Below are 25,233 nucleotides of genomic sequence, written 5' to 3' on the forward strand. Positions count from 1 at the left end.
CGACAATAGCGCGATGGCCCCACCTGATCCCTTCCCGAACTCAGAAGTGAAACATCGTAGCGCCAATGGTAGTGTGGATTCGTCCATGTGAGAGTAGGTCATCGTCAGCTCTCTATACTGAAATATCCCCCGACTAGTTATCTAGCCGGGGGATTTTCTTTGTCTGAGAAATATTTATTAATATACTATGTAAGTTGCAAATTATTTAATATCGAGTATTAACTATGCAAGATAAAATATCTTTAGCCAAAAAGGTACTTACAGAAGACACGGAAGTGCTATATGGAATTTTTGGTATGATTAATACTTCTGGTTATTTTCCGCCACATAAATTCTTGAATGAGTTATTCTTGAATGGAAACGATCCTTGTGATCAAGATGGAAGAATGGACGTATGGTGGCCGTTTAAATTATCTGAGGATGAATACTTAGAAGTTTTGACATGGTGGAAGCTAGAATATCCTGATACAGTAGTGGATAATTTAGGCGCAGATAACTGGAACGGTTGGGTGCAAGAAATCTTAGAAAATTAGCTTAAAACTACTACTACTGTTAAAGGCTATGATACTACCCATATTTAAATATCATCCAGACCCAATTGCTACAGGTGCAATTGAGCAAACAGAAGAAAATTGTGAATGTTGCGGTAAGTCTGCGGGTTTTAGAGCTACTTCTACCATATTTTCAGTCCATGATATCCAAACGATCTGCCCATGGTGTATAGCGGATAGTTCTGCTGCTGAGAAATTTAGCGGATCATTTTCAGACTCTCATCTATTATTATCTGATGGCATCGATAAAGAAATTGTTAGAGAAGTATGTGAGCGTACACCGAGCTTTATTTCTTGGCAACAAGAGCGATGGTTATCACACTGCAATGACGCTTGTGAATTTCACGGGGGTGCTAAGAGATCAGACTTAGAAGGTCTTCAAAATAAAAGCTTAGATCAGTTTCTAGCTGATGAATATATGACAGCTGAATCTTGGTCAATCATATTGCAGTCATACAATAATAGTGGTGATACAGTGATTTATAAGTTCAAATGTAGAGTCTGTGGTGAGTATAAGTTCTATGCTGATTTTAGTTAAAGAAGGCTACGGACTACTGTTTATTGCGTTCGGATTAATCTTTCAGCTGTGCATAAATTAATGAGGAGTAGTCTGAATTGAAATATTTAAATAGAAGTGCTATCACAGTTTATGGTACAGAAAAGCTCTTAAACTGGATTAAAGAGAATCATCCTAGCTTATGTAACTGGGATTTAGATGCTTTGAACCATCATCCGAATATATATCTAGTTGATGATGAAGATCAGAACTGTTGGGGAGACTGTTTTGAAGAAAATTTTGATACTATATTTAGGTGTGAAGTCGGAGAGTTCACTCATGGTAGAATCAAAGCGCCTGTTAATGTCACATTCGAGTCACATAGTTCTTGGTTCACATTTGAGTACACTGAATTAGTCCACGATTTATCAGTCAGTACTATTAAATTATATGATGAATAGTTAGAGATAAACAAAATCTAATTTATTTTTTTTCAAGACTAAAAAAATCTCCCAACCTCAACCACTTCTTCAAAATCAAATCGCAACTGCTCATCTTTACGTTGTCTCATTTGTTCAATACGCTGTTTACGCCCAACGATGAGCCGTAGCACTTCACGTTGCTGCTCTGTTGTCATATCATGCCATCGTTGGCGTTCCGTTCGACTTCGCAGGCAACCAAAGCAATAGCCTTTTTTATTACTTTGACATACACCAATGCATGGATTGGCAATCTCGAACAGTTCAAACTGCTGATTCATGGCGACTCCACTGCTATTATCGTTATTCCTTTAACTTGTATAATCCTATTGTAAAACATTATTATGTCGCAAATACTGACTAATAGTGTGCCGTTTTATTGTTATTATTTTTGTTTAGCGGGTGCTATGCTTAGCGTCACTAGCCTATATAAGACAATCATAACAAAATTAATAAGTGAGACAATACGTGAACATTATTTATATTCATGGGTTGGACAGTAATGCGAACTCGACCAAAGGATTATTGTTAGAGAGATACTGTCAGCAGTATCATCCTGATATTAATGTATTGCGTCCTGATTTGAATAAAACGCCCAACCAAGTTTTTAATCAAATACTATTATTAATGAAGAGTCTAAATAATAACAATACTGAAAATGAGACTATTGAACCTTCCAATACGGTATTAGTTGGTAGCTCATTGGGTGGCTACTTTTCTACCTTAATCAGTAACCATATCGGTTGCTCAGCGTTATTATTAAATCCTAGTACGCAGCCACATATTACGCTACAACGGTTTGCTGATGAGTCTGTATTAATCGATAGTGGTAAAAAAGTGTTGTCTGAAGATTATGTTCTACATTCAACAGCAGGCGGCTGGGATATCACCAATGCTGATTTGCAATGGTTTGAAGCAAATCAACTATCAGCCATCAATTATCCTAATAAAGTCGCTGTATTGCTCAAAAAAGGTGATGAGCTATTGAGCTCTGAGTTGTCTAAAGCTTTTTATCAAACGCAGGGTGCATCGGTAACAGTACAAACAGGTGGCGATCATCGCTTTAGTGACTTTGGGGAGCAGCTACCGATGGTGATGGATATCCTACAGAATTTAGTACAAGCCTAAATAGACGACATTATATGACGTGAGCGACGGACTATTAGCGTTACCGTCGCTATTTTTCGTTATAATGGCTTAATAGAATTAATCGTACATGAATAATTAAGGATGCATTTGTGAGTCAATATAATGCGCAATCGTTAGAAGTTTTAGAAGGACTTGAGCCAGTACGTCGTCGCCCAGGGATGTATACCGATACCACGCGCCCTAATCATTTGGCACAAGAGGTTATCGATAACTCAGTTGATGAAGCATTGGCTGGTCATGCAAAGACCATCAAAGTTCAGCTGTATAGTGATGGGTCGCTGTCTGTTGAAGATGATGGTCGCGGCATGCCGACCGATATCCATCCAGAGTTTAATCAATCAGGTATTGAGCTGATTTTAACCCGTTTACATGCGGGTGGTAAGTTTTCGACCTCCAATTACGAGGTTTCAGGCGGCCTGCACGGTGTAGGTATCTCTGTCGTCAATGCGCTATCAACACGGGTCGAGGTCACGGTATGGCGTGATAGCACACAGTTTGATATGGCGTTTGAAAATGGTGCGCCAGTCACACCTTTGACTGAAGCTATCAGCTCGAACAAGCGTAAGCGTGGTACCAAAGTACACTTTTGGGCTGATGGTAGTTTTTTTGATTCGCCGAAATTCAATGTTAAACAGCTGAAGCATAACTTGAAAGCTAAGGCAGTTTTGGCCGCTGGGCTAACGATTGAGTTCACCGATGAGATTAATAATGAAAAAGTTGTGTGGCAATTTACCGATGGTGTGGTTGAGTATTTAAATGAGCAGCTAGACGGTCTTGAGACTTTGCCAGAAGTACCATTTTATTATAACCATGAAGCCAAAGACGGTGCGCGTGCAGGCATTACTTTTGCGTTGTCTTGGTTGCCCGACGGTGGTACGCCTATTCAAGAAAGCTATGTGAACCTTATCCCGACGGCTCAGGGTGGTACACACGTCAATGGATTACGCACGGGTATTTTGGAAGCCTTGCGTGAATTTTGTGATATTCATAACTTACTGCCTCGTAGTGTAAAACTGACAGCAGAAGACGTATGGGATGGGGTGAACTATATCCTGTCGCTTAAGTTTTCTGAGCCGCAGTTCTCCGGTCAAACCAAGGAGCGTTTATCTAGTCGCGAAGCTGCTGGAGCGGTTCAGACCTTAGCGAAAGATGCTTTTAGCCTGTGGTTAAATCAACATGCAGACATGGGTACTCAAATTGCAGAGTTGGCCATCAATAAAGCAGGACGTCGCCTTAAATCTGCTAAGAAAGTCGCTCGTAAAAAAATAACGCAAGGGCCTGCATTACCGGGTAAATTGGCAGATTGTCGCGGTGATTTGCGTGATGGGGCAGAGCTATTCTTAGTAGAAGGAGACTCTGCTGGTGGTAGTGCTAAGCAAGCTCGAGATCGTCATTATCAAGCGATATTACCGCTGCGTGGAAAGATTCTAAACACGTGGGAAGTATCTTCAGATACAGTACTTTCGAGCCAAGAGATTCATGATATCGCTATCGCTATCGGTGTTGATCCAGCTTCTGATGACTTATCTGAGCTGCGTTACGACAAAGTATGTATCTTAGCGGATGCTGACTCTGATGGATTGCATATTGCGACATTGATTTGCGCTTTATTTGTGAAGCATTTTCCTGCATTGGTTGACGCAGGACATTTGTTTGTGGCGATGCCGCCTTTGTACCGTGTTGATGTAGGCAAAGAAGTACATTATGCATTAGATGAGCCTGAACTTGAGCATATCTTGGCCAATGTACCGGGCAATAAAAAAGCTCAAATTACCCGTTTTAAGGGTTTGGGTGAGATGAGTGCAGAGCAGTTACGTGAAACGACTATGAACCGTGATACTCGACGTTTGGTTCAGTTAGATATGGACGATATGGTGCTCACTAATAGTGTTATGGATATGTTGCTCGCAAAAAAACGGGCATCTGATCGCAAGTCATGGCTTGAGAATAAAGGCAATTTGGCTAACATTCCATAAATGATTTTATTAGCTTGCTCGTGATAAGCGCACTTATTCACAGGTATCTTATTATGGATGGTTCATAAATGGAGGTTTTGATAGGTAATAAAAGCTTATAAAACTCAACTTAGACGCATAAGCTTAATGTTATCATATAAGTATCTTTTATTATATGGTGCCATCATGACATCAAGGTTTTCTAATCGTTCTAAAGCTTCTTCGTCTAAGCGATCTAAAATTTTACCCAAGCTCAGTAGAGCACAGCTCGGTGATTTAGTTCCAAGACGTGGTAATAAAATTGCACCTCTCATTGCGTCAACCATGCTAAAAGCCTCGGGATGGACTACCGTTGGTGAGATACCCAATATTTCGCAGGCAGTTGTGCTTGCGCTACCGCATACCTCTAATGTCGATGGTGTGTATGCGATCCCCAGTCTGTTTGCGCTAGATTTGCAGATTAGTATCATGGGTAAGCATACTTTATTTAAAGTACCAGTCCTTGCGCAACTACTACGTTGGATGGGTATTATCCCCATTGATCGTGGCGACAAGGGATCGGTGCTGCAATCGAGTATCGATAAATTTAAAACGGGTGAACCACTGTTTTTAGGGTTGTCACCAGAAGGCACACGTGACTATACCGAGAAGTGGAAAACAGGGTTTTATTATTTGGCAGTGGGTGCTGGTGTACCGATTTTACCAGTCGCTATGGATTACAATACTAAAGAGATACGCTTTATGTCTCTGGTCTATCCTAGTGGTGATATTGATACTGACTTGCCGAAAATCTATGAGCAGTATGAAGGGGTGATTCCAAGACACCCTGAGCGTTTATCGCAGCCTCTACAAGATGTGAATGACTCAGCTAATTAAAACGTTTTGAAGCAGTTATTATAATAGCCCTTATTTAAAAACCCCCTGATATATGTATATCAGGGGGTTTTTAAATAAGGGCTAAGAGTATTTTTGAAGATTTCTTACTTGGTCTAATTTGTGAAGGTACTAACCCCACCATCGACAGGCAAGTTCATACCAGTAATGATAGCGGCATCATCGCTGGCTAGAAACATCACAGCTGCTGTGACATCGAAAGGAGTGGCTGTCTTTCCTAGTGGCGAGTGAGTAACGAATGAGTTTGAACTGACATCCGTTGTCACAAATCCAGCAGTGACCGCGTTAATACGCACATTATTTGGTATGTTTTCTAATGCCAGTTTCTTTGTAAGTTCGGTCAGCTTCTTTTGTTCTGCTTTATACGTGTCAATACTCCAGTCTGCTGATAGATCAGTCAGTGCTGATATATTAACGATATTACCTTTTGTTTTTATTAACTCTGGTATAACTGACTGATGAATGCCAACAGCAGTGTCTATATTGACCATGACATCAATATGATTATACTTCTCGAGTACATGCTCTACTAGTCTTGCTGTTTGGGTTGGATCATTGATATCACTGGTTACGGTAAGGTGGTTACCAGTGTTAATCCAGGTATGATCTTGTGGCAGATCTTCGTAGATGTATCCTAAGATATCAGAATTAATACCAACAATGATACAGTTAGCCCCTTCTTGTGCAAATCGTAGCGCGGTTGCCCGACCGATATCTGAGTCTGCGCCTGTTATGATGACGGTCTTTTCTTTAAAGCGCTTCATATTGTTCAATCCTTGTTATTATATGAGAATGATTAAATAAGTGTGATGAGTGTATATTCTGCTCACTATAGAATCGTTACGTCGCTAAACTAACTAACCGTAATAGTATATCGCTTGTGCTCTGCTTTCTTATCTCAGTATTTTTTTGACTCTATAAGATAGAGATAATCAAAGGCAGTCTGTATCTACAAATTCGTGTATAAGTGATGCTACTTTGATATCATCATAACAATTCATCACTGTGAAAGCGACTGTGTTTCATCGTGCTTATAAGCAAAAATAACATACCATACAACATATCCATTCAATAATAAAAGGTTGGAACTTGTGTCCCATTCGATTTCTACAATGCCCGACTGGGGCTATCTGACTACCGAGCTGGCCTGTTACTTACAAACAGATGCTACCGCAGTCGCTTTAACTGGTATGCATATGCTTGAGCATGACTATAATGCTCAGTATATTGCGCGTCACTATCAATATCAATTAACACTTGGCAAACTACAGCTGCTGGAGCTAACACTATACTTACCGTTTGATACGGGATTGGCTAATATTGAGGCTGTACGTATGATCGCGGTAAAAGCCGCGCTTTCATGGTACAAAGCATCACTGTCTAAAAATGAAGACAATGATGCAGTCAGTTATGAGGCTTTGATCTTTGATATTCAGCTTGTAGGAGGAAGGAGTAGCGCTGCTCAAAACGATAAAGATAATAAAAAACACAATGTCTTGCAGCGACTGAAACACAGTTTCGGTGCTCGTTATTTTTTAGAAGACTTAGTGGTGGATATGAATGAGAACACGCAGCAGCTACAAGTATTTAGCTGGGATGATTGGTACTCGATAGCAGCAGCGGTAAGAACACCATGTGAGTTATGGCATTTTTTGTCATATCATCTAGAGCAGTTACAGCATTCAGCCACGAGTCATGTGCCAAGCTTTGAATCAGAAGAGGCATTGGTTAAGAAGTTCTTACAAAGTCCAGATTTATTTGTCTCTGCTATTGCCGTTGATAACGCACTCATTAAAAATGAGGCTCAGGATGAGCCTAACCCAGCACTTGTAGCCATAACGCTCGCATACAAAAACCAAAGTACAACTGCGCAGATGTATCATCAGCATATGTTGCAAGCAGCAATGCTATGGTCTCAGCTAAGTATGCAAATGATAGAGACGTATAGTGAAAAGCAAAAAACCAATACTGACGATCAGTTAGACGTACCGCTTGTTTACTGGCAGCAACAACTGCTCGATGAGTCTTTGTTTTCACGCCACGAGCTTATCCGTACGATATATAGACATCTCAAACAAAGTGCCTCATTGCAAAAGGATGGCTATGTCGTACATCAACATTCTTATGAAAGTTTGGGTCGACATTATGTATTAGTGTTTTATGGTCAGGAGGCCACAGGACATAATAGCAAGGCAACTGTCCAACCAAAGCTGGCACAGATTGCAAAGGATGTCGCCACACGCTTACCAATAATTGAGCTTCATCATGTTATTGTATTGGGTATTGATTTTATCACTGAGGCTGATGATACTTTCATCGATATTGATCTATGGATTCAGCCAGTCGATACCATGACTCAACGTGAACGTCAGCTAACCAAGCAACTGCAACGTCTTAAACATCAAGATATTCAGCATCAGCATGATAGTTCACAGCCAATCCAACAAACAGACTCAAAAATGGGGGCAACAAAAAAAGCTATTAGAAAAGATAGCCAAGTAAATGGGCGGCCTCAAGTACACTTAAATCTCTCTATTCCTGCACGCAAGGAAAAGTGATAGGTAATGCATGAGCGATTGTATAGTCAATCCTCTATAAATTGGATACGGTGTCAGTCTCGCTTAGTCTACTACTTGTAATACTTTCACTCGGCTTCCTTGTATCTAAATTATATTAAACTGACTATATCAAGTGCATAAAAAAAGACAGCCTAGGCTGTCTTTCTTATATTTGGAAATTAAGGATAACTATTTATTTATTATTGATATCGTCATTCAAACTGCTACCAGGTAGTAATACGTTGCCATCATTACTGATGTCATCAGTATTAACAGGAGTGGTATCCACTACATCTGTACGCAAGTCGTCAGTTGATGTGCTTGTAGCCGAAGGCGTGTTCTCACGAACTGAATCAGCCACTTTTTCTTGAGTTGATGTATTTGGCTGAAGCGCAGATTTTGCTTTGGCTTCAGTACGCTCATGATCCATCTTATCTTGCATCTTACGTAAGAAGCGTGCTGCTGCTTCTTGACCACCAAGACCAAATGATAGGGCAAAAGCAACGGCTACTGCGCCCAATGTTAGACCAAATGCTAGGTTAACAATCGAATCCGCGATACCCATCGCTTTTAGACCCATGGCTAGTACTAAGCCCATGATCAGTACACGTACGATATTTGCTAGGAATTGTGAGCCTTGCTCAGAACGCTCAACCACACCCGCAATAATGTTAGCAAGCCAGAATCCGATGAATAGGATAATCGCACCCAAGATGATATTAGCACCAAAGGCAATGAACATCGTGATGATAGCTGAAATAGGCTCAAAACCTAATAAGTCAGCAGCGGCAATGGCAGCAAACAGCATTGCAAAGAAAACAATGGCATAACCAACTAGGTCAGATACTTTTTTATCGCCCATCGTTTCTTGCAGGCCAACTTTGGCTGGCAACTGATTGATTTGAGTGTTTTCGATAAGACCTTTAATGATATTGGCAACCATGCGAATTACATAGAAAGTTACCACTAGTATGGCGGCTGCCATAAAGATATTTGGCAAGGCTTCCATGATTTTATTCAGCATGTTCGTCGCAGGACGAGCAATAACTTCGATCTTTAGAGCATTTAAGGCTGCAATAATAGTTGGTATAATAACCACTAAAAATGCTAATGAACCAGCAATGTTAGGCAAACTATTTTTTTCGCTTAAGCCTGCTTTTGAAGCAAGTTCTTGCACATTAAACGTAGATACAAGGTTGGTTACGATGCCACGTACTACTTTAGCAATGATATAACCAACGACAAAGACTACAGCTGCAATTAAGATATTAGGAATAAAGCTGAAGATTTTATCAACCATATTAGTCAGTGGTGCAAATAGACCATCAAGCTGTAATTGACCAAGTACCATAGTTAAAACAATTAATAAAATGAACCAATAAACCATATCTGCAATGGTGCTGCTCATTGGTTTTACACCAGCTTGAGCACTCAAACGCTCGTCCATTGATGTTTTAGCCAATGCCGCATTGATGGCGGTACGCACAACAGTAGCCACAACCCAACCAATAACACCAACAGCGATAGCACCGATGAGATTAGGAATAAATGCCAACACTTGATTGATCATATTTGCAAACGGTGTTGAAATTGAGTTCAAATTCAATTGGTTTAGCGCTCCAGAGATCGCGATGATAAAGATAAACCAAAATACAATTTTGGAGATAATACCTTCCAGGTCGTAGGCTTTACCTGTTGAAGAACTCATACGTTGGTTAAGATTGATCTTAGATAGTACATTACGAACTAGGGCTGCAATACCAAGTGCAACCAACCAGCCAATGATAAATATTAAAATAGCACCGATAATGGAGCCGATAGGCCCACCAAGATAACCGTTAAAAGACGTGTACATTGGATTCATTTGATCCTCCTTTAATCATCATACAGAGGCTGCCAAACAATATCGCCAATGTTGCTGATATTGAATGTGACCAATACATAATGGTTATAATAAATAGTATTTTTCAAAATGAGCTATAGAGTGATATTCTAATTTTCGAGTCGTTAGTCTTATCAAAAAATATCTGTGTACTTTGTATTTATAACTTTATTGCTGATATTTAGATATCTCTGATAGGGTAAACACTTGACTATTTATCACCTTAACTGGTTCAGCTTAGCTGATGTGTCAGTAGATTTAAAGACAGAAAGCTTAACCTGTTACTATATTTGTGTGATAACTTGTTATTATATATATAAATATTAACACATACTGTACACTCGTCCGATAATTTTATTCCAAACATGGCTCCTAAAACTAAGATTTGCTATTATAGAACCATGTGACATCTCGCCACTATTCTTACAATTTGAGAGTACTTTATGAAAAAAATCACTACTTTAAGCGTTAGTGCACTTGCTAGTGCTATGTTGTTAGTAACAGGCTGTAGCACAAATAATGGTAACCAAGAAACGGCTGCTCAAAGTGTTTCAATTACCGAACAAAGTTCAGCAAGCGAAAAGGTCGGTTACAGCTTAGGATATATGATGGCTGAAGGAAATAAAGAAGCGGTCGGCGATCTGAATCTTGACACTTTTGAAAAAGGCTTCCGTGATGGTTATGAAGGTACTGATTCAGCATTGACTCAAGAGCAAATGCAAGAAGTATTGACGACGTATCAAAAAGAGCAAGAAGAAAAGTTCGTCAAAGATATGGAAACAAAAGCTGAAGAGAATAAAACCAAAGGCGCTGCGTTCTTGGTAGAGAATGCTAAAAAAGAAGGCGTAAAACAAACTGCGTCTGGCCTACAGTACAAAGTAGTAACAGCGGGTACTGGTAAATCACCAAAAGCAACTGACGTGGTTGAAGTGAACTACGAAGGTAAATTGATTGACGGTACGGTATTTGATAGCTCTTATGAGCGTGGTGAGCCAATTGAGTTCCCATTAAATCAAGTTATCGCTGGCTGGACAGAAGGTTTACAGTTGATGAAAGAGGGCGGCAAATACGAGTTCTATATCCCGTCAGACATTGCTTATGGCGAAGCTGGTAATGCAGGCATCGAGCCTAACAGTACGCTAGTATTTACTGTTGAATTATTATCAGTGAAATAATGAGTATTCATACTTATTAAGCGTAGTACTAAATAATAAAAAAGCCCTCTGATTTAAGAGGGCTTTTTTGTGACTGAACTTTTTCATTTTCAACCGAGCTTTTTAAATTCTAAGCGTGTTCATTCAATCAAGGTGCTCTCAATTAGCATTCTGCTAACTTACTAAAGATTCTTTTGGAATACTTTAGAGTTGCGACCGTTATGGTATTGCTCTTGACGTGCTTCAGGCAGTGCACTTGCTTCAACTTCCATAAAGCCTTGTTCGACAAACCAATGTGCTGTGCGAGTCGTCAACACAAACAGTTTATGCAGACCATGGCTACGTGCTTGTTGTTCCAAAAATGCCAGCAAATCAGCACCTCGGCTACCATTACGATATTCAGGATGTACAGCAACGCATGCAATTTCTGCAGAATCCTTGTCCAATGGATAAAGGGCTGCACAGCCCAAAATCATACCATCACGCTTAATGACACTATAATGGTCAATCTCTTGTTCTAAACACTCACGCGAGCGGCTGACCAAAATGCCTTGTTCTTCTAGAGGCGATAAGAGCTCAATCAAGCCAACCACGTCATCAATATTGGCCCGACGGATTTCTTCGTAAGGGTCATGGCTAATCAGTGTTCCAGAACCATCACGAGTGAAAAGCTCTTCTAGCAATGCACCGTCTTTGGCATAAGAGATGATATGTGTGCGATGAACACCTTTGCGACATGCCAAACTTGCACAATTTAAGAAATAATTAATTTCGCAATTCAGGTCACGGTCGCGCAAGAATCGATCGACTTCGTTTGGAATCATCTCGCGCAATAGTCGATCACCATCATTGATGCCAGCTTCTTCACCCAAGAATATTAGTTTGTCTGCACCAAGTGCGACGGCGGCATTGAGTGCAACGTCTTCAGCAAGTAAGTTGAAAACTTCGCCAGTCGCTGAATAACCCATTGAACCCAAAATAACGATATGGTCATGTAGTAGGTTATTTTTGATGGCTTCAACGTCGATAGAACGGACTTCGCCAGTCATTTGGTAATCGATACCATCACGGATACCGTAAGGACGCGCCGTCACAAAATTGCCTGAGATAGCATCAATGCGTGAGCCATACATCGGTGAGTTTGCAAGTCCCATCGATAGTTGTGCTTCAAGTTGCAAGCGAATCGCGCCTACCGCTTGTAAAATAGAAGGCATTGCTGCTCTTGGGGTAATTCGAATATCTTGATGCAGTGGAGAGGCGATACCTGCTTCTTTTAGGTTTTTTTCGATTTGCGGTCGTGCCCCATGCACCAGTACCAATTTGATCCCTAGGCTATGCAATAGAGCAAAGTCATGAATAAGCGTGCTAAAGTTGACGTGATTGACCGCTTCACCGCCAAACATAATCACAAAAGTTTTACCACGATGTGTATTTATGTATGGAGCAGAGTTGCGAAACCAATGGACGTATTCAGGGTTGATTTGGGGCATGGCGCTAGTAGTCATAATGGGAGCAGCAGTCGTTAGAATGAGAAAAGGTGCGTAGCAAAAAGATGCTTGTCGCTAAAGATTTACCATAGCAAAAAATGCCGTTATGAGCTATCTTTTATTTCAGTTGTGTTAATGAATCTTTATAGCTGATTGACGATATACACAACCTCAACACGGGGTTAGTGTACGCACAAATGCTTTTTGTTATGCTAAACGCTATTGCTTTACAGATAGCGAACGCAGATAATCAATAAAAACAATGAGCCTGACACGATCACTTGATTGGATGTAGCTTTATAGTATTTCATATCAACAGTCATCAGGTGAGTCATGATAGGTATACCCAATCATATAAAGTCAGCTAGCGCTAAATAGCCGTTCTCAAAATCTTATATAGCTCCATATAAGTGGCGATGGGTATAAGTTATTGACAATATATTAGAATTTTTTCAAGCTTTACCAATTGCGTTCTACCGATATATTAACCAGGGATAATGAAAACCATGAAAAAAAACAATCAATTTGCTAGTCCATTTAGCGCTTGGAGCGGTCATCGCTTGTTTCACGTTGTCGCCGGTACACTCATCGGTGCGATGGTCGTCACAACACAAGCCTCGGCGATGCTGCCTACGCCAGAGCAAGCCGTGGATAGTTCAGTTGCTGTGCAAACCAACGCCAATCAAGGTTCAAGTGCACAAGCCGTGAATAGCAAAATCACAGCATCATTGATCAGTGTGGATGCAAATGGTGAAGAGATTTTGGTGCCTGTCAATGCAAATACGCGCCTACAGTCAGGCAATGTCCTAGAGTATCAAGGGTATTTTACCAATACCAACGCTGATCGTGTGCGTAAAATGACGGTCACCATGAGTATTCCTGATGAAGTAGAATTAATGCGTACGGTAGCACCAGAGTTCCCGTATGGTAGTGTCGATGGTAATAATTTTGCGCGTATGCCATTGCGTACGAGAGTAGACAATCAACTGCAAGATGTTGATATGAAATACTATAAAGCGGTACGTTGGGATATGGAAGGCGTTGGTCTTAACGACACAGTCGCAGTCAAATATCGTGCACGTGTAAAATAATGATTGTGTATGTGTAAAACGACATCGATGTTTGAATATTAGACTTTATTTAATCGTATTTTCTTCGTCATTGTTTACACGATTATAAAAAAGCACCACAGCCCGTCGCTGTGGTGCTTTTTTTTGAGTTTGGATTTTTAGATAGACTAATTATTTATCGTTCAAAGGGTTGCATACTTGCTTTGAGACTTCTGCTTTATTAACTGTTTGATTGCATTGATTTGTGAAGTGGTGGCTTGTGATCCAGCTGTAATGAGGGCACGGCGCTGGCTAGTATCTATTGAGCTAATGTGACTGACAGCAGGAGTAATGACAATATCTGCACCATCTCGTTCACGACGCATTGATGCGCTATGATTGGTAGTTGGTTGAGCCGTGATCGTATTTTCTAGCAATCCCCAAAAGCTGCTGAGGGAGTTGAGATTTGGTATATTTTTAAGCGCAAGGTCATTGCTGTCACTTGTATCCGTCACATCTATTGCGATGATAATATCAGCGCCCAAATCACGAGCGCTATCAACAGGCACTAAGCTGACCACGCCACCATCGATATATTTTTTGCCGACTTTTTCAGGGATGCGTGGGGCGATAAAGATATTAGGGACGCTACAAGACGCTTGTACAGCAAGTCCTGCATTGCCGGTGGTAAAGACTGCTTTTTTTAGCGTGTTTTTTTCGGTAGCAATTGCCGCAAAGCGAATTGGAAAATCTTCTATTGCGCGTTCGCCTACTTTTGCATTGATAAAGTTTTTTAGTTTGATGCCTTCGATAAACCCTTGATTGGATAAAGTGAAATCAGTCAACTCGCTATCCTTAGTCGTTAGGGCCAATCGCTCAAGCTGTGCAGGCGTGTAACCGCTTGCATATAGGCTACCAACCAAACTACCAACACTCGTGCCAACGATGAGGGTCGGTGTAATACCGTTCTCTTCTAGTGCCTTGATTACTCCCACATGAGCGAAGCCTTTAGCGCCCCCGCCACCCAATACTAAGGCTATACTAGGCGGTTCTATTTCAGGAATTACAGGTGTAACAGTCGCCGGAGTTAAGGTGCTACAAGCACTGATAACTAACCCTAATGTAGTAAGTATACCCACACGTAGCAATGATAAATGATGATTGAGTGGATGGCTGAAAGTGGGAGCAGGCATAAAAAGACCTTAGAGAGTTGTATAAGTTAGAAAATAATACATCAGTTATTGTTATGATATAGATGATTCATTTATCTTAATAATATTTGCAAACCCATACTGAGAAATCGCTGACTATAAGTCATGGACTATTAATAGACTCTTAATCCCAAAGATACGACAATGTCGTTAGACTTATTTAATCTAAAAGATATAGTACTTTGGAAGTGCATTTAGGTTATCAGCGACAGTCATACTGACTCAGTATTTTATGTGAAATTGATAACTATAATTTTTATAAGATGCAGTAAATGTAGACTAAGAAAATCGAATCTATAATACTTAAAAACAGTAATACTTATAAAACAATCTCGCTAGGATCTTTGATGCCAACATCGACAAGCCCTTCTTCAGCTCACTCATCAGACCACTTTAGATCTGAGCTGCCAGTTTCAGCGATAGATATGCCTGTGACAGCGCTGGCAGGCGTGGGTCTAAAAGTTGCAGAGCAGCTAGCACAGTTGAATATAAAACGAATATTTGATTTGCTACTGCATCTACCACGTGATTACGAAGATCGTAGCCGACTGGTATCCATCGCAGATGTAGAACATGGGCAATCGGGATTAATCACTGGGCGTGTGGTACATGTCGATACTAAGCGCAGTGGAATGACGGTCGTGGTAGATGATGATACAGGGACGATATCCTTGCGATTTTTTAAGGTTTATCGTGGACTTGCGCAAACGATGAGTTTGGGTACACAGTTGCAGCTGTTCGGTGAAGTCAAAGTCAGTCGATATGGCAAGCAGATGAATCATCCTGAATATCAGATTATCACTGACAGTGTTGCCATGACCAATACGGGATTGCAGCCGATTTATCCCAGCGTTAAAGGATTGCATCAGAATAAACTGCGCACGTTGATTAAGTTGGCATTACAGACAGTGCGCAGCCAAGGTCTGCCGATGACACTGTTTACCGCGAACGATTTCAGTGTCGTAGCAGACTTACCATTAGCGCCTTTTGAGCCAACGAAGTCATTAATAGCAGAACATGATTATTCAGAAGATATTTTCTCGACTTTGGCGCGTAGCGTGCCAGACAACATGATTGGTAATAGCGTTAATAGAGGCAGTGCAACGGACTATGATAGCAATCGTAGTACTAACAACGGTGTTAATAGCGATATCCATACGGCAGCAGCTCGATCGGCGCACAACAATGTCTATAATTTGACGATATTTGAAGCCTTAGTCTTACTACACACGCCGCCCACTTATACCGATGCCGGACAGCAATATAAATTATTAACCCAGCTGAGTGCTCGTACTCATGCTGCTTGTCAGCGCTTGATTATTGAGGAATTGACTGCACATCAGCTGAGTTTATTGTATCGACGCCAACAATTGCATCAACATAAAGCCCCTAAATGCACTACCCAAAGTCCATTGGCCAATGCCTTATTTGGCGCATTGCCTTTTGACTTAACAGGCGCACAAAAAAGAGTGATGCGAGACATTATCGCTGATATGGCGACATCTATTCCTATGTTGCGGCTAGTACAAGGCGATGTGGGAGCTGGTAAAACGTTAGTAGCGGCGGGCGCGGCAGGCTATGCGCTTGATAGTGGCTGGCAAGTGGCTGTAATGGCGCCGACTGAGATTTTGGCTGAGCAGCATTTGGTCAATTTTAAACAGTGGTTCGAGCCGTTAGGTATTGGTGTTGGCTGGCTCGCTGGCAAGCAAACTGCTAAGCAACGCCGTGAATCATTGGAGGAAATCGCTGAAAACACCGTGCAAATTGTGGTCGGTACGCATGCTTTGTTTCAAGAGCAAGTACAGTTTGCCAAATTGGGCTTAGTGATCATTGATGAGCAGCATCGATTTGGTGTTGAGCAGCGTATGGCACTGACCAATAAAGGCGTGGCCAACAGTACACCGCATCAGCTGATTATGACCGCCACACCGATTCCACGCACATTAGCCATGAGTGTCTATGGCGATATGGACACCTCTATCATTGATGAGTTACCACCGGGACGTACGCCAATTACCACGGTGACCATTGATCGTAACCGCCGTGATGAGGTGATTGAGCGTATTGCTATTAATTGTGAGGCAGGCAGGCAGGCATATTGGGTTTGCTCATTGGTAGAGGAGTCTAGCGTGTTGGATGCACAAGCGGCCGAAGCGACTTATGAAGACTTAAACGATCGTTTGGATATTCGTATTGGCTTGGTACATGGCAAGATGAAGTCCGCTGATAAGCAAGTCATTATGCAGCGCTTCAAAGCAGGAGAGCTAGACTTGCTCATTGCTACAACAGTTATCGAAGTCGGTGTTGATGTGCCCAATGCTTCATTAATGGTCATCGAAAATGCGGAACGCTTGGGACTGTCGCAACTACATCAATTGCGTGGTCGAGTAGGGCGCGGTTCTACTAAAAGTTACTGTGTGCTGCTCTACCAAAAGCCGCTATCAGAGACTGGTACTGAGCGCTTGAATGTATTACGCGATAGTACCGACGGCTTTGTCATTGCCCAAAAAGATTTAGAGTTACGTGGGCCGGGTGAGCTACTCGGTAAGCGTCAAACTGGCAATGTCGGTTATTATCTAGCTGACCTTATTCGTGATGAGCAGTTGTTTGCGATTGCTCAACGTTTGGCCAAGCATTTAATTGCAGACCCTACACGTAAAGCCGATGTCAGCCAGCTGATACATCGCTGGATGCCAGAGGCCAGTCGTTATACCAATGCTTAACCACTTAATCAATGTTAATCAGCGCTGCAATTTGAATCAGTAAATTGACGATCAATAGAAAAGAGGACAGCCAATGCTGTCCTCTTTTCTGTTTGTTAGGGCAAAACTATTTAGATTTTTTCACTTTCTTCAGTGATTTTTTGAGATCTTTGAGGTTTTTCTTCTGTTGTTTAACTTTTACTTTGGTCTCTTTAATCTCTTTCTTAAGCTTCTTCACTTCTGACTTATTAGCCATGATTGGCTCCTTTGTTGATGAGGTCCTCTTAATAATGACAAATTACCTCGTAAATTCAAGTCTGAACTGTAGGTGGTATGTATCATTGATTTTTGCAGTTTATTATTCAAACAACACTTATCGTATCTCAATCAGTTCAATGTGATGTCACACTAAGTCATAAAAGCATCTTTATTAAATACGGTGCAATAATCTCCAATCATGTATTTGATTTGGTCATTGGGGTTTGAGAGGCGAGGCGCACGCACACAAAATTTAAGTAGGAATGTTGGGCTATGCTGGCGTCTTCAATCTGTAGTCATTGTCCATATTATAATTTCTAGTAGCAATATCTTTATGAAGTTCAATGTCTTACTATATTCTGATGATGACCAAAAACTGACCCCTCAGGTATCTAACACAATTGACCCTTCGACGAGTTAGTCTACAATATTAAAAACCCTTATTAATAAGATGGGACTGCATCATCTTGTTTCCCTTATGCTTTTTACGGCGTTAGTACCGTGCTTATTTATAGAGACCAACTATGAGTGATTTTAAACACCCTGATAATAAGCAAGCGCCGACTAGCGAGCAAAATTCCAATATTGAAACCCCTCAACAAGCTGAGCTACCACCGTATCGTCAGTCTGAGTCATTGGTGGGCAAATCCTTTTCAAAATTACCATTATGGTTGTTACCTGCCTTGGTGGCGGTGCTGATTATTGGTGTCCTGCTTGGGAAATATTGGGGAAATGGTGAAGCGGAAGCGGTAGAGTCTCCAGACGCTAGCAGTACGCTCAGTGATGGTACTAGCGACGGTAGTACAGAGCAGGCGGTACTGTCAGTAGAAACAATCGCGCCAAGCCAAGATGATATCGGCAACACGTTAAGTGCTGATGGAACCATCAATGCCAAAGATACGGCGAATGTCAGTGCAAAAGTGAACGGCGTGGCTATCGAGCGTATTTTGGTGGAAGAAGGCGATCGCGTCAAAGCAGGTCAGGTATTGGCCATGTTCGATACCGATGCGATGGAGCAGCAAGTGCTACAAGCAGAGGCGGACGTAGCAGAGGCAGAAGCGACGCTGGCCAACGCTAGTGCTGACGCTGCGCGCGTATTGCCATTGCTCGATATTGATGCCATCAGCAAACAAGAAGCCGATCGCTATCGTACCTCTGAGCTTCGAGCCAGAGCATCTTTGCAAGCATCAAAAGCTCGACTAAGTACTCAGCGCTTGAGTGTGAATAATGCTCGAGTGGTCGCACCAGTGAGCGGTATCATCAGCGAAAAAATGGTTGAAGTGGGTATGGTCGCTGGTGGTGAGCCATTATTTACTATTATTAAAGGCGGTATTTTAGAGTGGCGCGCGGATATCGATCCCAAACTTATCGGTGAAGTCAATGTTGGTACGCCAGTACGTGTGAGCTTACCGGGTGGCGACTCTGTAATGGGTCAGGTAAGCCGTATTGCGCCAACGGCAGATAATAACCGTCAGATTACTATTTATGCCAGTTTGGCTGCCAATGCACAAGTACGGTCAGGCATGTATCAGACGGGTGAGTTCCTACTAGGCAGTGCCAGTACACAGACGGTACCAAACAGCGCAATCGTGAGCAACGATGGTTATGACTATGTCATGCTAGTTACTAATATGAAGACTCAAGATGGCAAAAACACAGGTCGTATCAAAAAACAGCGAGTAACATTGGGCAAGCGACTTGGCGATAGCGTAGAGATTACAGAGCCATTGCCTACCGATAGTCAGATTGTGAAGCAGGGCGGGAGTTTTTTAAATGATGGTGATTTAGTGCTTGTCGTGGACGGTGCAGTCCAAACGGGTAACCAAGCTGACACGGCTGCCGATAAAACCACGACTGGCACAGATAAGCAGGCACGCTCATGAGTTTAAATGTCTCAGCCTATTCGATTAAAAATCCGTTGGTTGCTATTTTGCTGTTTGTGCTCCTAACGTTAGGCGGCATTTACGGCTTTATGCAAATGAAGGTGCAACAGTTTCCAGATATTGACTTACCCGCAGTTGTTGTGACTGTCACCCTCCCTGGTGCAGCCCCTTCTCAAATCGAAAATGACATTGCCAAAAAGATTGAAAATAGAATCACCAGTATAGAAGGTGTTAAGCGCATTCGCACGACGTTGCAGACAGGTGTTGCTACGGTGGCAACAGAGTTTGTATTAGAAAAAGACATCCAAGAAGCCGTCGACGATGTGCGTTCAGCCGTCGGAGAAGTGAGCGGAGAACTCCCTGCAGCAGCCAATGATCCGATTATTACTAAAGTATCGACAGCAGGTTTTCCGATTGTGACTTATTCAGTCGCTGCCGATAACATGAGTGTTGAGGATCTGTCTTGGTTCATTGATGACACAATCACCAAGCGCTTATCAGATATTCCTGGGGTCAGTACGGTCGGTCGTATCGGTGGTCTTGAGCGTGAAATTACAGTGGCAGCAGATCCTATTGCGCTAAGTGGTTTGCAGTTCTCGATTGCACAGTTGTCGCAGCAGTTGAGTGGTATCCAGCAAGACAGCGCAGGTGGTGAGGCTGAGGTAGGCAATGCGACCCAAACAATTCGTGTATTGGGTGCAGTTGAGCGGGCACGTGAGCTCAATGACTTGCAGATAGCAGTGCCGACTGGTGGTACGCAGATGCTCGGGCGTATGGCACAAGTAACTGATGGTGCTGCCGACCCAAGCTCCCTTGCCAAGCTCAATGAGCAGACCGTTGTGGCATTTAACATTACTCGTTCGCGAGGTGCTAGTGAGGTTGAGGTCATGGAGTTCGTCGATGCAGAGCTGGCAAAGCTGACTGCAGAGATGAGCCAAATTAAGATTGATAAGGTTTATGACACCGCAACGCCAGTAGCAGAAGACTATAGTGCCTCCATAAAGATGCTAATCGAAGGCGGCATATTAGCCGTAATCGTGGTGTTTCTATTCTTACGCAACGTCCGCGCGACCATTGTGGCTGCAGTTGCGCTACCGCTCTCAGTCGTTCCTACCTTTTTAGCAATGTATCTGTTTGATTTTAGCTTAAATATTATCTCTTTATTGGCCTTATCCTTAGTTATCGGTGTCTTGGTCGATGATGCTATCGTTGAAGTTGAGAATATTATTCGCCATCTAAGGATGGGGAAGACGCCTTATGAGGCAGCGATGGAAGCGGCTGATGAGATTGGGCTTGCAGTAGTGGCGACGACCTTTACTTTAATCGCTGTATTTTTGCCGACGGCCTTTATGGGCGGTGTCGTGGGTCAGTTTTTCCGGCAGTTTGGCTGGACGGCTGCTTTGGCTATTTTTGCCTCTCTACTGGTCGCGCGTCTGATTACGCCTATGATGGCAGCGTACATACTCAGGCCAGAAAAGCATCATGTCGAAAAGCAAAGCAAACTGATGACGTGGTATCTAAAATCAGTCACATGGACCCTGCATCATCGCTGGATAACGATGGGCGTGACGCTAGTATTATTCGTGGCTTCGTTAGGATTGGTCAAATTATTACCGACAGCCTTTATCCCTGATAATGATATTGACCAGACACGAGTAGCGATTGAGCTAACACCTGATGTGGCATTAGCAGATACAGAACGGGTTGCAGCATTAGCGAGCGCTCGTATTTTGGCATTACCAGAAGTCACTAATATATTTACGTCTGTTGGTGAGGCACAAGAGTCGATGGACTCGGATTCCGGTAGTGGTAAAGCAGAAAATATAGGCAGTCTGGATATTGTATTGGCTCCGCGTGCCGCGCGAGATTCGAAACAGCAGGTTGAGCGCAAGATTAGCGCGATACTGTCAGAGGTGCCAAGTGCTCGTTTCACGGTTGGGCTATCGAGTGGTGGTGAGACGGGATACAACTTTTCGCTGACCAGTAGCAACCCTCAAGTACTAGAAGAGACCGCGCAGCAGATTATGTCAGATATTCGTGCATTGCCAGGTGCAGGGTCAGTCACTAGCGATCGCAGTCTGCCGCGTCAAGAGCTAACCGTGACGCCTGACAGACTAGCGATGGCAGACAAAGGCGTGACCACACAAGATATCGCGACTACCTTACGTATCGCAACGGTCGGTGATTATGAGCAAAGTTTGTCTAAGCTCAATTTGGATACACGGCAGATTCCTATCGTCGTGCGTTTGCCTGATGTTGCAAAACAAAACGTCAATCAGTTGGAAGGGTTATACGTATCTAGCAGTAGTTCAACAGGGCAAGGCGTGCGTATCAGTGAAGTGGCCAGTTTGGATTTCGGCACAGGGCCTGCTCAGATAAAACGTCTCGATCGTGAGCGTGCGATCAGTATTACGGTACAGCCTGCAGATAGCGAGCTTGGCGAGCTGGTACAAGCAGTTAAAAAGACTCCGACGATGCAAAATTTGCCTGCATCAATTACCATCATTGATCAAGGACAAGCCGAAAATATGGCTGAGCTGTTTAGTGGTTTTATCATTGCTATGTCAGTCGGTATTATCTGTATTTTGGGCGTATTGATTCTTCTATTTGGCAAAGTGCTACAGCCTTTTACGATTTTAGTGGCATTACCTCTATCAATCGGTGGTGCTTTTATCGGTTTGGTGATTACTAATAGCAGCTTGTCGATGCCTTCGATGATTGGTTTTATTATGTTGATGGGTATCGCAACCAAGAACTCTATCTTGTTAGTGGATTACGCTATCATCGCCCAAAACCGCGGATTAGCAAGGTTTGATGCGATGGTTGATGCCTGTCTTAAGCGCGCCCGTCCGATTATTATGACGACGATTGCGATGGGCGCTGGCATGTTGCCATTGGTCTTTGGTTGGGGTGATGCGGATCCCACATTCCGTCGCCCGATGGCGGCAGCAGTACTGGGTGGTTTGGTGACCTCAACGCTACTCAGTCTCGTGGTTATTCCAGTGGTATATACCTTAATGGATGACGTATCAGGTTGGTTTGCTAAGTGGCTGACACCAAGTGGCAAAGATAAATCAACTATAGATAGCAAAGTTTAATTTGGTGCTTTGATCTCTTATAAGTCAGACTACCAAAATGAAAAAGACAATATCTATCGATTAGATATTGTCTTTTTATCGCTATATGAGTGTGTATGACGATCACAAAGGATGTGATGGGCATATCATTTACTGCACAAAGAAATGTCATCATGAGTCATGCTTTTCTCTCAAAGGCCTTATTATCCTATCACAAACTTCTATTGGGTCTATCTCCAAGTATAGTGGATATCGTTAGTAGTTATGCGACCACCTATGATATCGACTCTACCCATACCAACGTACGTTTCGCCATTGACCCTCTCAATACTTCAACGAACACTCGTGGCTTCTACAATTTGAGCGGTCAGCTTGATTATGAACCAACGGCTAAAAAGAGCAATATCGCTCTCTCAATTCCTCTAAATACCTTAAATACAGGCAGTAAAGCTTTCGATACCACGCTGAAAAGTGCAGATTTCTTTGATATCGAAAAATTTCCAGTGGCTCGTTTCAACTCTACCAAATGACGCTTTTCATCTAATGATGACACTATGAAAGTTGATGGCCTACTGACGCTATATGGTCAGACCAACCCCGTTACGCTAACTGCCACCAAGTTCAACTGCTATCTAAATCCGATATCGAAAAAATCGGTGTGTGGTGGAAGTTTTACGACGTCTATAGATAGAACAAGGTGGGGCATTAGTAAATATACAGCGTTAGATATAGCAAAAAAGGTAAAGTCAGATATTCAAGTTGAAGCTATAAAGCAATCATATTGATATTTGAAAATACGATGAGTTGCGACGTCCTTTTGAAATCTATGATAGTAATATCTAGAAAAAATTTCCCTCAGTAAATGTAATGTTCTTAAAAAAACCCGCATTATTTTGAAAATATGATGACTAAATTTTGTTATCGGACTGTTGCCAACATACTTTCACTCTTACGATATGGGAAATTAATGCCATAACATAATAAAAATTCAAAAATTCAGAAAATATAAGGAGTTCAGAGTAATTCACTAAAGAAACGATAAGAGAGCTAAAAAATAATAAGTACTTATTATTAAGTAGGGGTTAATAACTAATAGAGCACATGTTGTTTAGTTATAAGGGTTTGAGATTAAGAGTTATCAATAATAGTTCTCAACATGTTGATATAACAAAGATGCTATAGCAATTGCACAATGTCACAAGAAAAAAATAAGCACGTTAGATTGGTAATTTTTGTACTACTGAAAACCAAAGTTATTAATTGGTAGTCTTGTGTTCGGAAATTATGACTGATAAAGATTGGATCATAATGTTCTGATCTCAAATTGAACATGATAATAGCTTAAATAGTTATCGTAATTTTGTTTATGACAGTGCTATTTGTTAAATGGATTCGAGCTGCATGACATACCGTTTAGGCTTATTTTTAACTGATGCATTAAATCTGTAAATCAAGGAATTAATCAATGAAAAACCTTACTTTGTCTTTATCATTACTTGCTGGCGCTGCGCTTACTATTCCAAGTCTAGCAATGGCTGTTGAACAACCAATGGTACAAACTGCGACTGCAGATACTACTATGCAAACTGAAGCTGGGAGTATGGATAATGGACTTCAAACTGAAACTGAAGAGTTTAACAATATGTCTGATGCCGAGAGCATGAATGACATGGCTCAGACTGACGATGGAAGTATGGATGATATGGCTCAAGCTGATGCCGAAAGTGATGGCACTGTTGAAGTTGAAGAAGAAACTGCACAACCATATCTATGATTAGAAAGTTAGTTTCTATGGTGAGTGGTTGCCCTTAAGTTTAATAAACCTGATCGTGTTATCTCATTAGCATTGATGAAACTTAAAACAATATGCAGAATTAAAAAGGCAGCCGTTAGGTTGCCTTTTTTGTGTTGTTATGAATAGGTGACGATTAGCAACTTCAAAGACCAATGACTCTAATGACGGGTAAAGCTAAGGTGACTGATAATAAGCTTACTTGATGGCTGCCAAAATATACTCAGATAACTGCACTCATCTATATAAGTTAATTCGTAGATAATAATGGAAGTAGGCAAACGACTGAAATCTAATTAAGCGTATTTAGTTTTGGATATAAATGTATAGCTGAGCAACTGCTTTAAGTTAGTTATCTATATAAGTTATCGATATTGCGATGTTTACACACTCATCTATACTAATCTACTTTGGATGTGCAAAGGATATATAGAGGAATATCATGAAGTCTGAAAAGGTCGAAGTTCTATTACAGAGTTAAAACCCAAAAACTAACTAGCTCACCAAATTACTAACCCCTTGATAAGTAGCCAGTATTCATGAGGGTCGGAAACAAATTATAGAATAGTTTATAAGAGTCCTTGACCCTCACTTTAAACCGAGTATACTGCCACCCAGTCGGAAGGGGAGGGTATTTAGGAAGTGAACAATCACTT

Annotated in this window: 19 protein-coding genes, 1 rRNA gene and 1 pseudogene; 15 read left to right on the plus strand and 6 right to left on the minus strand. The window is 41.7% G+C overall.

Going from position 1 to position 25,233, the window contains the following annotated elements:
* The 4 genes from rrf to IPZ60_RS13950 form a co-directional block, all read left to right on the plus strand.
* Nucleotides 1–110: ribosomal RNA gene (gene rrf / locus IPZ60_RS13935) — 5S ribosomal RNA — on the plus strand; the annotation flags it as partial.
* 114 nt (nt 111–224) lie between these two features.
* A complete protein-coding gene (locus tag IPZ60_RS13940) occupies nt 225–533 on the plus strand; it encodes a hypothetical protein (protein WP_194198329.1) in 309 nt (102 codons plus the stop codon).
* Nucleotides 534–561: 28 nt separating this feature from the next.
* Complete coding sequence (locus tag IPZ60_RS13945) at nt 562–1,089, plus strand: CbrC family protein (protein WP_194198330.1); 528 nt, start codon at nt 562–564, stop codon at nt 1,087–1,089.
* Between the two features lie 77 nt (nt 1,090–1,166).
* Nucleotides 1,167–1,508, plus strand: a complete 342-nt coding sequence (locus tag IPZ60_RS13950) for a hypothetical protein (protein WP_194198331.1) — start codon at nt 1,167–1,169, stop codon at nt 1,506–1,508.
* A gap of 38 nt (nt 1,509–1,546) precedes the next feature.
* On the opposite strand, the gene IPZ60_RS13955 is transcribed toward IPZ60_RS13950, so the two are convergent.
* Nucleotides 1,547–1,807, minus strand: a complete 261-nt coding sequence (locus IPZ60_RS13955) for a DUF1289 domain-containing protein (RefSeq protein WP_194198332.1) — start codon at nt 1,805–1,807, stop codon at nt 1,547–1,549.
* Between the two features lie 187 nt (nt 1,808–1,994).
* Here IPZ60_RS13955 and IPZ60_RS13960 point away from each other — a divergent pair, with 187 nt between their 5' ends.
* The 3 genes from IPZ60_RS13960 (at nt 1,995) to IPZ60_RS13970 (ending at nt 5,506) form a co-directional block, all read left to right on the plus strand.
* Entirely contained in the window at nt 1,995–2,654 is a 660-nt protein-coding gene (locus IPZ60_RS13960) for a YqiA/YcfP family alpha/beta fold hydrolase (protein WP_194198333.1), read from the plus strand.
* Between the two features lie 110 nt (nt 2,655–2,764).
* Nucleotides 2,765–4,651 (plus strand): DNA topoisomerase IV subunit B, encoded by a 1,887-nt coding sequence (gene parE, locus IPZ60_RS13965; RefSeq protein WP_194198334.1) that lies wholly within the window; start codon nt 2,765–2,767, stop codon nt 4,649–4,651.
* Nucleotides 4,652–4,816: 165 nt separating this feature from the next.
* Complete coding sequence (locus IPZ60_RS13970; RefSeq protein WP_227669386.1) at nt 4,817–5,506, plus strand: lysophospholipid acyltransferase family protein; 690 nt, start codon at nt 4,817–4,819, stop codon at nt 5,504–5,506.
* Nucleotides 5,507–5,619: 113 nt separating this feature from the next.
* On the opposite strand, the gene IPZ60_RS13975 is transcribed toward IPZ60_RS13970, so the two are convergent.
* Nucleotides 5,620–6,288 carry an SDR family NAD(P)-dependent oxidoreductase gene (locus tag IPZ60_RS13975; protein ID WP_194198336.1) on the minus strand — a complete coding sequence of 223 codons (669 nt, stop codon included), beginning with the start codon at nt 6,286–6,288 and terminating at the stop codon, nt 5,620–5,622.
* Nucleotides 6,289–6,615: 327 nt separating this feature from the next.
* Here IPZ60_RS13975 and IPZ60_RS13980 point away from each other — a divergent pair, with 327 nt between their 5' ends.
* A complete protein-coding gene (locus IPZ60_RS13980; protein WP_194198337.1) occupies nt 6,616–8,082 on the plus strand; it encodes a hypothetical protein in 1,467 nt (488 codons plus the stop codon).
* Between the two features lie 193 nt (nt 8,083–8,275).
* On the opposite strand, the gene IPZ60_RS13985 is transcribed toward IPZ60_RS13980, so the two are convergent.
* Nucleotides 8,276–9,946 carry a mechanosensitive ion channel gene (locus IPZ60_RS13985; protein WP_194198338.1) on the minus strand — a complete coding sequence of 557 codons (1,671 nt, stop codon included), beginning with the start codon at nt 9,944–9,946 and terminating at the stop codon, nt 8,276–8,278.
* A 461-nt stretch (nt 9,947–10,407) separates the two neighbouring features.
* Here IPZ60_RS13985 and IPZ60_RS13990 point away from each other — a divergent pair, with 461 nt between their 5' ends.
* A complete protein-coding gene (locus tag IPZ60_RS13990; RefSeq protein WP_194198339.1) occupies nt 10,408–11,139 on the plus strand; it encodes an FKBP-type peptidyl-prolyl cis-trans isomerase in 732 nt (243 codons plus the stop codon).
* A gap of 161 nt (nt 11,140–11,300) precedes the next feature.
* On the opposite strand, the gene argA is transcribed toward IPZ60_RS13990, so the two are convergent.
* On the minus strand, nt 11,301–12,623 hold the full coding sequence (gene argA / locus IPZ60_RS13995) for an amino-acid N-acetyltransferase (protein WP_194198340.1): 1,323 nt from the start codon (nt 12,621–12,623) through the stop codon (nt 11,301–11,303).
* A gap of 488 nt (nt 12,624–13,111) precedes the next feature.
* Between argA and IPZ60_RS14000 the strand changes: the two genes are divergently transcribed.
* Nucleotides 13,112–13,696, plus strand: a complete 585-nt coding sequence (locus IPZ60_RS14000; RefSeq protein WP_194198341.1) for a hypothetical protein — start codon at nt 13,112–13,114, stop codon at nt 13,694–13,696.
* Between the two features lie 161 nt (nt 13,697–13,857).
* On the opposite strand, the gene IPZ60_RS14005 is transcribed toward IPZ60_RS14000, so the two are convergent.
* Nucleotides 13,858–14,847 carry a patatin-like phospholipase family protein gene (locus IPZ60_RS14005; protein WP_194198342.1) on the minus strand — a complete coding sequence of 330 codons (990 nt, stop codon included), beginning with the start codon at nt 14,845–14,847 and terminating at the stop codon, nt 13,858–13,860.
* Nucleotides 14,848–15,212: 365 nt separating this feature from the next.
* On the opposite strand from IPZ60_RS14005, the gene recG reads away from it, so the two are divergent.
* Nucleotides 15,213–17,588 carry an ATP-dependent DNA helicase RecG gene (gene recG / locus IPZ60_RS14010; RefSeq protein WP_194198343.1) on the plus strand — a complete coding sequence of 792 codons (2,376 nt, stop codon included), beginning with the start codon at nt 15,213–15,215 and terminating at the stop codon, nt 17,586–17,588.
* Nucleotides 17,589–17,694: 106 nt separating this feature from the next.
* On the opposite strand, the gene IPZ60_RS14300 is transcribed toward recG, so the two are convergent.
* Complete coding sequence (locus IPZ60_RS14300) at nt 17,695–17,823, minus strand: hypothetical protein (RefSeq protein ID WP_265087474.1); 129 nt, start codon at nt 17,821–17,823, stop codon at nt 17,695–17,697.
* A gap of 526 nt (nt 17,824–18,349) precedes the next feature.
* On the opposite strand from IPZ60_RS14300, the gene IPZ60_RS14015 reads away from it, so the two are divergent.
* From IPZ60_RS14015 to IPZ60_RS14030, 4 genes and pseudogenes are all read left to right on the plus strand, one after another.
* Complete coding sequence (locus IPZ60_RS14015) at nt 18,350–19,708, plus strand: efflux RND transporter periplasmic adaptor subunit (protein WP_194198344.1); 1,359 nt, start codon at nt 18,350–18,352, stop codon at nt 19,706–19,708.
* A complete protein-coding gene (locus IPZ60_RS14020; protein WP_194198345.1) occupies nt 19,705–22,806 on the plus strand; it encodes an efflux RND transporter permease subunit in 3,102 nt (1,033 codons plus the stop codon). Before IPZ60_RS14015 ends, IPZ60_RS14020 begins: the two co-directional genes overlap by 4 nt.
* Nucleotides 22,807–22,958: 152 nt before the next feature.
* A pseudogene (locus IPZ60_RS14025) lies at nt 22,959–23,570 on the plus strand (YceI family protein).
* A gap of 680 nt (nt 23,571–24,250) precedes the next feature.
* A complete protein-coding gene (locus tag IPZ60_RS14030; protein WP_194198346.1) occupies nt 24,251–24,559 on the plus strand; it encodes a hypothetical protein in 309 nt (102 codons plus the stop codon).
* Nucleotides 24,560–25,233 lie beyond the last annotated feature (674 nt).

Origin of the sequence: Psychrobacter sp. NG25 (assembly GCF_015234355.1) — a bacterium.
Lineage (GTDB): Bacteria > Pseudomonadota > Gammaproteobacteria > Pseudomonadales > Moraxellaceae > Psychrobacter.